Origin of the sequence: Streptosporangium sp. NPDC006013 (assembly GCF_040614275.1) — a bacterium.
Lineage (GTDB): Bacteria > Actinomycetota > Actinomycetes > Streptosporangiales > Streptosporangiaceae > Streptosporangium.
In genome coordinates this window covers 1-8,431 of the sequence record NZ_JBEXUE010000434.1, presented here as the reverse complement: position 1 = coordinate 8,431, position 8,431 = coordinate 1, and the positions used below count along the sequence as shown (strand labels likewise).

General features: G+C 72.0%; 8 protein-coding genes and 1 riboswitch. Of the genes, 1 reads left to right on the top strand and 7 read right to left on the bottom strand.

Annotation, left to right across the window (positions count from 1 at the left end; all coding sequences use genetic code 11):
• Positions 1 to 168: 168 nt before the first annotated feature.
• The 3 genes from ABZ260_RS40490 to ABZ260_RS40480 form a co-directional block, all read right to left on the bottom strand.
• Positions 169 to 1,140, bottom strand: coding sequence for an ABC transporter permease (locus tag ABZ260_RS40490; RefSeq protein WP_355560923.1), 972 nt, complete (start codon positions 1,138 to 1,140; stop codon positions 169 to 171).
• Positions 1,137 to 2,780, bottom strand: coding sequence for an ABC transporter substrate-binding protein (locus tag ABZ260_RS40485; RefSeq protein ID WP_355628237.1), 1,644 nt, complete (start codon positions 2,778 to 2,780; stop codon positions 1,137 to 1,139). The genes ABZ260_RS40490 and ABZ260_RS40485 overlap by 4 nt, the downstream gene beginning before the upstream one ends.
• 68 nt (positions 2,781 to 2,848) lie before the next feature.
• Complete coding sequence (locus tag ABZ260_RS40480) at positions 2,849 to 4,606, bottom strand: FAD/NAD(P)-binding protein (protein ID WP_355628234.1); 1,758 nt, start codon at positions 4,604 to 4,606, stop codon at positions 2,849 to 2,851.
• A gap of 125 nt (positions 4,607 to 4,731) precedes the next feature.
• A riboswitch (SAM riboswitch) is annotated at positions 4,732 to 4,844 on the bottom strand.
• 52 nt (positions 4,845 to 4,896) lie between these two features.
• Between ABZ260_RS40480 and ABZ260_RS40475 the strand changes: the two genes are divergently transcribed.
• Positions 4,897 to 5,433 (top strand): DUF402 domain-containing protein, encoded by a 537-nt coding sequence (locus tag ABZ260_RS40475; RefSeq protein ID WP_355628231.1) that lies wholly within the window; start codon positions 4,897 to 4,899, stop codon positions 5,431 to 5,433.
• Here the strand turns inward: ABZ260_RS40475 and ABZ260_RS40470 are convergent, their stop codons facing one another.
• The 4 genes from ABZ260_RS40470 to ABZ260_RS40455 all read right to left on the bottom strand — a co-directional run.
• Positions 5,434 to 6,246: an enoyl-CoA hydratase-related protein gene (locus ABZ260_RS40470; protein ID WP_355628228.1), complete on the bottom strand. Its 813-nt coding sequence runs from the start codon at positions 6,244 to 6,246 to the stop codon at positions 5,434 to 5,436. It lies immediately after the preceding gene.
• 36 nt (positions 6,247 to 6,282) lie between these two features.
• On the bottom strand, positions 6,283 to 7,050 hold the full coding sequence (locus ABZ260_RS40465; RefSeq protein ID WP_355628225.1) for an ABC transporter ATP-binding protein: 768 nt from the start codon (positions 7,048 to 7,050) through the stop codon (positions 6,283 to 6,285).
• A complete protein-coding gene (locus tag ABZ260_RS40460; RefSeq protein ID WP_355628222.1) occupies positions 7,047 to 7,994 on the bottom strand; it encodes an ABC transporter permease in 948 nt (315 codons plus the stop codon). Before ABZ260_RS40460 ends, ABZ260_RS40465 begins: the two co-directional genes overlap by 4 nt.
• A gap of 16 nt (positions 7,995 to 8,010) precedes the next feature.
• Positions 8,011 to 8,431, bottom strand: a 421-nt coding sequence (locus ABZ260_RS40455; protein WP_355628219.1) for a hypothetical protein, incomplete at its 5' end; no start/stop codon positions are given.

The following is an 8,431-nucleotide window of genomic DNA, read 5'->3' as shown; positions in this document are numbered from 1 at the left end:
GCGACCGCGGCCACCGCCAGGAACAGCAGCGGCACCGCCGTCGGCACCCTGAAGGCGTGGCGGCGCCGCGCCGGAGCGGGAGCCGCGGTCACGACACCGGGAACCTCGGCGACCGTCGTCATCGGCTTCTCCCCGGACGGTACGGCGACCGGGGCGCCATCGGCATTCTCATCTGCTCCTCCTCAGGCGGGGGTCGATCGCGAGGTAGGCGAGGTCGACGATCGTGCTGACCGTCACGTAGGCGAGGGCGGAGATCAGCACGACCGCCATCACCAGGGGCAGGTCCTTGCTGTTCACCGCGCCGACGGTGATCTGGCCGAGCCCGGGGCGGCCGAACACGGCCTCCACGATGATCGCGCCGCCGAGCAGGAAGCCGGTGAACCAGCCGGTGAGGGTGACGGCGGGGAGCAGCGCGTGGCGCAGGGCGTGCCGGGCGACGAGCCGCCACTCGGTGATGCCGCGCGAGCGCGCGGTCACCGCGAACGGCTCCTCCAGCGCGCGTTCCAGGCCCTCGCGGAGCACCTGGCCGAGCACCCCGGCGATCTGCAGGCCGAGCGCCAGTCCCGGCAGTACGAGCGAGACGAACCCCCGGTCACCGGAGACGGGGAACCAGCCGAGGGTGAAGGAGAAGACGGCGAGCAGCAGGATGCCGACGAGGAACGGCGGGACCGAGACGACGGCCAGTTCCGAGAGCCCGACCAGGCCGCCGAGCCAGGACCGGCGCCCGGCGGTGGCCAGGGCGAGCACCAGGGCGAGCAGCACCCCGAAGGTCGCGGCGGTGAGCGCGAGCTGGACCGTCGGCCAGATCTGGGAGGCCAGGATCTCCCCCACACCGCGCTGCAGGACGTAGGAGTGGCCCAGGTCGCCCTGGAGGAGGCGGAGCAGGTAGTCGCCGTACTGCTGGAGCGGGGAGCGGTCCAGCCCCCACTCGGCGATGATCTGCGCCCGCCGCTCGGGGGTGTCGAGGCCGTCGCCGATCAGCACGTCGATCGTGTCGCCGGGGGCGAGCATCAGCGCGAGGTAGGCCGCGGTGGCGGCGGCCCAGAGCACGGCGACACCCGCTCCGAGCCGCCTGGCCACCGGGCCGAGCCACCCGGCGGCGGCCAGCCCCCGCCGCCGGGTGAGTATGAGGGTGCTCATGTCCCGATCCGGAGGTCATAAGCACTGTTGGGGGTGCCGGAGACCGGCTCGAAGGTGATGCCGGTGACGCCGGCGCCGTAGGCGATCTGGTCGGCGGGCACGTACAGCGGGAGCAGCAGCGCCTCGTCCGTGACCACGATCTTCTGCGCCTTGGCGTAGAGCTCCTTGCGCTCGGCGAGGTCGGAGGTCGCCGACGCGTCGGCGAGCAGCCTGTCCAGCTCCGCGCTCTCGAACCTGGTGCGGTTGATCGCGGCGCCCTTCGGCAGGATCAGGTTGAGCGCCGCCCCGGCGTCGGTGTCGCCGCGCGAGTTCTCGAAGATCTCGTACTCGTTCTCGTCGGCGGCCTTCTGCGCGGTGCCCTGGTCCACGAGCTTGACCTGGAAGTCGATGCCGGCGCTCTGCTTGACCGCCGCCTGGACGGCCTGGGCGAGGATGTCACGGCGGTCGCGGACGAACGGCGCGGCGCTGACCGTGCGGACTGTCAGCCGCTTGCCGTCCTTGACCCGGTAGCCCTCGGCGTCACGTCCGTTCCAGCCGGCCTCGTCGAGCAGCTTGTTGGCCCGTGCCGGGTCGTTGCCGAAGGTGTTCTCCAGCGAGGGGTCGTAGAACTGCGGGCTGCCCTGGCCGATGACACTCCAGGCCCGCTTGGCGGTGCCCTGGTAGACGGAGTTGAGCACGGCGTCCACGTCGACGGCGTCGCGGAACGCCTCGCGGACCCGCTTGTCGTCGAACGGGGGGCGGGAGACGTTGAAGTAGTAGGAGAACGCGCTGCCGGAGTTGAGGCTGGTCTCCAGCTTCAACTCCGGGTTGCCCTTGATGAGGCCGATCTCGGTGGCGGGCACGCCCTCGATCACCTGTACCTGCCCGGAGGTGAGCGCGCCGACCCGCACCGCCGCCTCGGGCAGGAAGCGGTAGGTGACCTCGGCCAGGTGTGCCGGCCCCTGGTGGGCGGCGCCGGCGGGCGGCCAGTTGTAGTTCGGGTTGCGCCGGTAGTGGACCTCCTGGCCGGGGGTGAACCGGTCGAGGATGAACGGCCCGGTGCCGACCACGTCGACGCCGCCCGCTTTGAGGTCCTTGGCGTTCTTCAGCGACTTCGGGGAGACCTGGCCGGCGAGCGGGGAGGAGAGGAAGTCCAGGAACAGTCCGTCCGGGGCCTTCAGCGTGACCTTCAGGGTGTACGGGGCGCTCACCTCGGCGTGGTCGAAGTTGCGCAGCTGGATGGCGCTGACCGCGGCGTTGTAGCCGGGCGAGACGAGCTGGTCGAGGTTGGCCTTCACCGAGGCGGCGTCGAACCTCTCACCGTCGTGGAAGGTCACGTCGTCACGGAGCTCGAAGGTGTAGGTCAGACCGTCCTTGGAAACCTGCCAGGAGGTGGCCAGCCACGGCAGGAAATCACCGTTCCTCCCTCGGGCGATCAACGCGTCGAACTGGTTGTGGACCAGGAGGCGCGCCTTGTTCTGGCCCCACTGGTGCGGGTTGAAGGTGATCGGCTGCGTCTCCACCGCCCACACGAGCGATCCTCCGTCGCCGCCGGTGCCGCCCTTCGCGCCGGCCGCCGTGGTCGGGGTCCCGCTCTCGGCTCCGCAGGCCGCGAGCGCCAGCACCCCGGCGAGCGTCAGAGCGCCCCATCGCAACTTCACGTTCTTCTCCTTGTGCTGTGGTGCGTCGTGCTCGTTCGGGACCGGGTCCATGCGATCTGTCGCGGGGTTCACGCGACGTGCCGCCTTATCTGGGTGCCGACGGCCTCGGACAGGACGATCCGGGCGAGGGCGTCGGCGTGGCGGAAGAGCGGGGCGTTGCGGCGGGGCCTGGCGAAACCGCCGGTGACCTGGCCGCCGACGGCCCAGGGGCCGAAGGCGAACCTGCGCGAGTGCGGGGTGCCGGACCTGTCGACCAGGCGGCGGTCCGCGGCCCGCACGTTCACCAGCCCCGACTTCTCGTCGAGCTCGCCCCGGTCGCGGAGCGCGCCGATGAGCGGGTCGGTGGCCCGGCTCACGCTGGGCGCGGGCAGCCTGGCCTCGACGAGGGTCGTGGCCGTCACGCCGCCGGGCGCGGTGGGGCTCTGTGCCCGCCAGCGCCCTTCGTGGTGGTCGACCTTGAGGCCGGCGCCGAGGAAGGTGACCACCCCTGCCTTGGCCAGGGCGCGCAGCTCCGCAAGCCGGGGCCCCGGCGGGCCGCTGGCGAGGTAGCTGAAGAACCCGTGGAACCACGGATCGGAGATGCCCAGCTCGGCCAGGATCCCGTAGACGGAGAGCAGCCCGAGGATCAGGGCGTGGTCGGCGCTGTGCGCCGGGTCGGCGCGCCGTTCCAGGTCGACCGCGAGGTAGCCGTGCATCCACTTCTGCAGCCCCGCCCGGTCACCGAACCTGATGCCCTCCAACGGCCGGTCGAGCCGGTCGAAGTCGAGCCGGTCCAGGTGCCGGGGCACGGTCGTACGGATCAGCTTGCGCATGCCCGGGCTGCGCCACTCCTGGTCGGCGAACGCCTCCGCGAACGCCGCCCAGTCCAGCCTGGCGCGCTTGGGGTGGGCGGTGATGAGCTCGTGGTAGTACGCGAAGGCGAGCTCCTTGGCGACCAGCGGCCACACGTCCCGGCGGAAGTTCCACGGGCCCTCGCCCAGCGCCTCGCGGGTGAGGAAGCGCGGCACCGGCGGGCGTGCGCCCTCGAAGGGGTAGCCGGTCTTGGAGTGGTACGGCACACCGCGCCGCGATCCCACGTGCAGGAGGGGCTCCCGCCCGCCGGGCAGGTAGACCAGCTCCCCGTCGTACTCGCGGACGAACCGGCCGCCCCGGCCCGAGGTGAGCAGCACCATCAGGTCGACGAAGGCCAGCCCCATCCCCCGCACGATCACCGGCTCTCCGGCGGGGATGCCGTCCAGGTCGAGGTCGGCCGCGTATCCGGTGGGCAGGTAACGCAGCCCGCCGCGCGCGGCCAGGTCGGCCAGCGCCCGCTCCTCCCCGCTCGGGGTCACGTCACCGTGTCCCTGGGCCAGGATCACCGCGTCGACCTCGATCGTCCGGCCGTCCTCCAGCCGTACCGCCTGGCCGCCGGGGATGTCGGCGAGATCGACGGCGCGGACCGGGTGCACGTGCACCCGGACCCCACGCGGGGCGGTCGCCACCGCGTGCCTGAAGACATGGGAGAGGTAGCCGTTCTGGGCCGGGCGGGAGGCGAAGGCGCCGGGGTCCCCGCCGAGCCACTCGGCCAGCGTGGGGCCTGGACGGATCGGCCCCTCGCAGTGCACCGACTCGTCGGTGAAGAGCGTCACGTCGGCGGCGGCGGAGTTCATCCAGAGCAGCTCGGGCTGGTCACGGCGCCAGACGCGGCCGCCCCCCGGCGGGTGGGGGTCGATCACGTGGACGTCGAGCGAGGGCCAGCCGAGCAGGTCGGCGGCGTTGGCGCAGATGCGCTCCACCAGGCAGGTGCCCGTCGGGCCGGCGCCGACGACGGCGATCGAGGCGCTCATACGGCGGCTCTACGGTGCGGCCGGTAGTGGCCGTGGGTGTCGTACTCGACGGGGCTCGCGCAGTTCAGTGTGCTGGTCTTCGACATGTGACACTCCCGGACATGTCTCGGTGACCCCGGTGAGGGGGTCCGCGCTTGCGGCACGCCGACCGTGCCGCCAGGTCTCCCCCGGGGGCACCCCGCCGCGGTGCGAGGGTTGCCGGTCAGCCAGCCGGGGCTTCGCACTGACACTCTTAACCTATTTAGAAGGTAGGAAATACATAGATCTCTGTCAAGGCTTAATGTTGGGGAATGTCCTATGAGATGGTGAAGGTGGTCTACCGCAAATACGACGGATCACTGCACTGGAACCACAGCGGCCTCCTGCTCGGCGAGGACGAACACGGGGTGTGGACCGGCTGCGCGGCCAACTCCGTCGGCCGCAAGGGCCACGGGCCCGAGGTGGCCTCCCCGCACGCCTTCGTGATGCTCTTCCCCCGCGACGCCTGGTGGACCGCCGCCTTCAACTCCGCCCCGCACAAGCACGAGATCTACTGCGACATCTCCACCGTGCCACGGTGGAGCGACGGCGAGGTCACCATGGTCGACCTCGACCTCGACGTGATCCGGACGCGCCGGAACCTGGCGAAGGGCCGCACCAGCCGGGTCTTCCTGGACGACGAGGACGAGTTCGAGGAGCACCGGGTCAGGTACGCCTACCCGCCCGAGGTCGTCCGGAGCGCCCGCGCCTCGGCCGCCTGGCTGATGGAGGCCGTCACCGCCCGCACGGCCCCCTTTGACGCCGCCCCGCGCTGGCTCGCCCTGGTCAGCCGAGATGCGCCGGAGTGACTACAGCGGCGGGAAGCCGGGGGCGCGGCGCTCGACGAAGCTGGCGACGCCCTCGGCGAAGTCCGGCCGGGTGAAGGAGTCGACCATCAGGCGTGCCGCGGCCGACTCCGACGCCTCCAGGGTTCGCTGCCAGTCGCCCCAGATCTGACGCTTGATCACGGCCATCGAGGCCGGCGAGCTGTACGTCGCCAGCTCGTGGGCGTAGGCCAGAGTCTCCTCGATCAGCCGCTCTCCCGGCACCGCCCGGTTGGCCAGGCCCAGCTCGCAGGCCTCGGCACCGGTGAAGGTGCGCCCGGAGAGCAGCAGGTCCATGGCCCTGGCCTGCCCGGCCAGGCGGGGCAGGATCCACGACAGGCCGTACTCGGCGACCAGGCCGCGCCGGGCGAAGGCGGTGGTCCACTTGGCCTCGGCGGCGGTGAAGACCAGGTCGCAGACCAGGGCGTGGACCATGCCGAGCCCGGCGCAGGCGCCGTTGACCGCGGCGATGATCGGCTTGCGGATCGTGGTCGGGAAGGTGTTGGGACGCCGGTCGGGCTCCCCCGCGTACGAGCCGTCCTGGATGGCGGTGAGCGTCTGGAAGTCCGCCCCGGCGCAGAAGCCCCTTCCCGCCCCGGTGACCACGATCACCCGCACCTCGGGATTCTTCTCCGCCTCGGCCAGCTGGTCGAAGTAGCGGCGGCCCATCTCGTCGGTCCAGGCATTGAGCCGGTCCGGCCGGTTGAACGTCAGCGTCAGCACGCCCCGCTCGATCGACGGCAGCACCAGGTCGACCATCGCCTCTCCCTCCCGGAAGCCCTCGGGGCGCTCCCGCACAGGAGCTCCCCGCCCGGAGAGCTACAGAATATCGTTCTACACCTTTTCCCTCCCCGGTGTCAGCATGTGCGAGCGGACCAGGTCCTCGACGCCTGCGCGCAGGCCCAGGAAGAGGGAGGTCCGCTTGACGGCGAGGGCCCGGTAGGCGGGCAGGTCGATCGGGACCTCGGCGGCGACCCTGCCGGGCCCGCAGGCGAAGACGAGGACCCGCTGGGCGAGCAGGACCGCCTCCTCCACGTCGTGGGTGACCATCAGCACGGTCGTGCCCGTGTCACGCCACACCTCGCGCAGGAAGAGCTGCATGTCCTCCTTGGTCTGCACGTCCAGCGCCCCGAACGGCTCGTCGAGCAGGAGTACGGCCGGCTCGCACGCCAGCGCCCTGGCGATCGCCACCCGCTGGCGCTGCCCGCCGGACAGCTGCCGGGGCAGCGCGCCCGCCAGGGACGACAGCCCGACCTCGCCGAGATACCAGCGGACCCGCCGTTCCCGGTCGGCCCCGGAGATCGGCAGTAGCCGCAGTCCGAAGGCCACGTTCTCCGCGACGGTGAGGAAGGGGAACAGCGCTCCCGACTGGAAGACCAGCCCGCGCTCGGGACCGGGGCCGACGACGGGTGCCCCGCCGAGCGTGATGGAGCCCGCGCTGACCGGGGAGAGCCCGGCGATCAGCGACAGCAGCGTTGACTTGCCCGAGCCGCTCGCCCCGACCACGCACACGAACTCGCCCGGCTCCATCGACAGGTCGATACCGTCCAGGACGCGGGTGGTCCCGTAGTCCTTGGCCACGCCGCGCAGCACGAGGGTCATGCCGTCCACCTTCCGAGACGGTCGCGCAGCATGCGCAGCACGACGTCGATCAGCAGGCCGACCGCCCCGATCACGATGAGCACCGCGAAGATCTTGTCGGTCTGCAGGAACCGCTGGGCCCGGACGATCCGGTAGCCGAGCCCGGACTCGGCGGCGATCAGCTCGGCCACCACCACGAAGTTCCACGCGGCGGCGGCGTTGATCCGCGCCGCGTCCACCACCGCCGGGAGCGCGTACGGCCAGATCACCTTCCGGAGGATCTCGCCGCGCCGGGCGCCCAGGGTGGCGGCCGCCTGGCCGAGCTCGCCCGGCACCCGCCGTACGGCGTCGGCGACCATCAGCGTGTTGAAGAACACCACGCCCAGCAGCAGAATCGCGACCTTGGACGGCTCGCCGAGACCCAGCCAGATGATCAGCAGCGGGATGAACGCGGCGGCCGGCATGTAGCGGAGCAGGCCGACCGCCGGTTCCAGCAGGGCCAGCGCCACGGCCGAGGTGCCCATCGCGACGCCCACCGGCACCGAGATCGCCACCGCCAGCCCGAACCCGGCCCCGACCCGGCCGAGGCTGGCGAGGGTGTCGTCGAGCAGCAGGCCGGTGCCCAGCATCTCCGCGAACGCCTCCAGGACGGCCAGCGGGGACGGCAGGAAGGTCGGATCGACCAGCTCCGCCATGCCGGCGACGGTCCAGAGGACGAGCGGGACCAGCACCGAGGCCGCCCGCAGACCCCAGCGGGCACGGACGGACATCCCGGAGCTCCGCTTCCAGGCCGGACCCGGCCGGCCCGCGCGCCGGGGCAGCGGCTCCCAGGCCCGCCGTCCCGCCTCGGGTGGCGCGACGGGCTCCGCGGTCCCCGCGCTCATGACTGCCGCGACCTTCCTGGTGGCGAGCAGGGCGAGCTGAACCCGCCCCGGCCGCAACCGGTCGCCCGGCATGCTCTCCATATCGGCGCTCCCGCACTCACGGCTTGAGGCTCCTGACGAACCTTGGCTCGAAGAGACCGTCCAGTGACGGCTCGGTGTCGGCCAGGCCCGACGCGACGAGGAACTTCGCGATCAGGGCGGCCTGGTGGTCGAGGTGGTCGTCGGTGCCGCCGGGCTCGAAGGCGGCCAGGTTGTCGTCCAGGGAGAAGATCGTGGTTCCCGCGTCGTAGCTCGCGTAGTCGGCCTCGCTCACCCCCGCCCGCCTGGCCATGATCGCGGTGGCGTCCGCCCTGTTGGCCGCGATCCACTCCAGGGTCTCGAACCAGGTCTTCACCAGCGCCTGCACCTCCTGCGGCCGCTCGGCGACCAGCGAGGCGGCCACCACCAGGTGGTCGGGGATCGCGCCGGGGAAGTCCCTGGAGGTGGCGACGGCCGTGGAACCCGGCAGCCCCAGGGCG

Excerpts from the sequence above, each read along its gene's own strand:
- ABZ260_RS40480 (WP_355628234.1), bottom strand. The coding sequence starts at position 4,606 with ATGAGCGCCTCGATCGCCGTCGTCGGCGCCGGCCCGACGGGCACCTGC.
- ABZ260_RS40475 (WP_355628231.1), top strand. The coding sequence starts at position 4,897 with ATGTCCTATGAGATGGTGAAGGTGGTCTACCGCAAATACGACGGATCA.
- ABZ260_RS40460 (WP_355628222.1), bottom strand. The coding sequence starts at position 7,994 with ATGGAGAGCATGCCGGGCGACCGGTTGCGGCCGGGGCGGGTTCAGCTC.
- ABZ260_RS40490 (WP_355560923.1), bottom strand. The coding sequence starts at position 1,140 with ATGAGCACCCTCATACTCACCCGGCGGCGGGGGCTGGCCGCCGCCGGG.
- ABZ260_RS40465 (WP_355628225.1), bottom strand. The coding sequence starts at position 7,050 with ATGACCCTCGTGCTGCGCGGCGTGGCCAAGGACTACGGGACCACCCGC.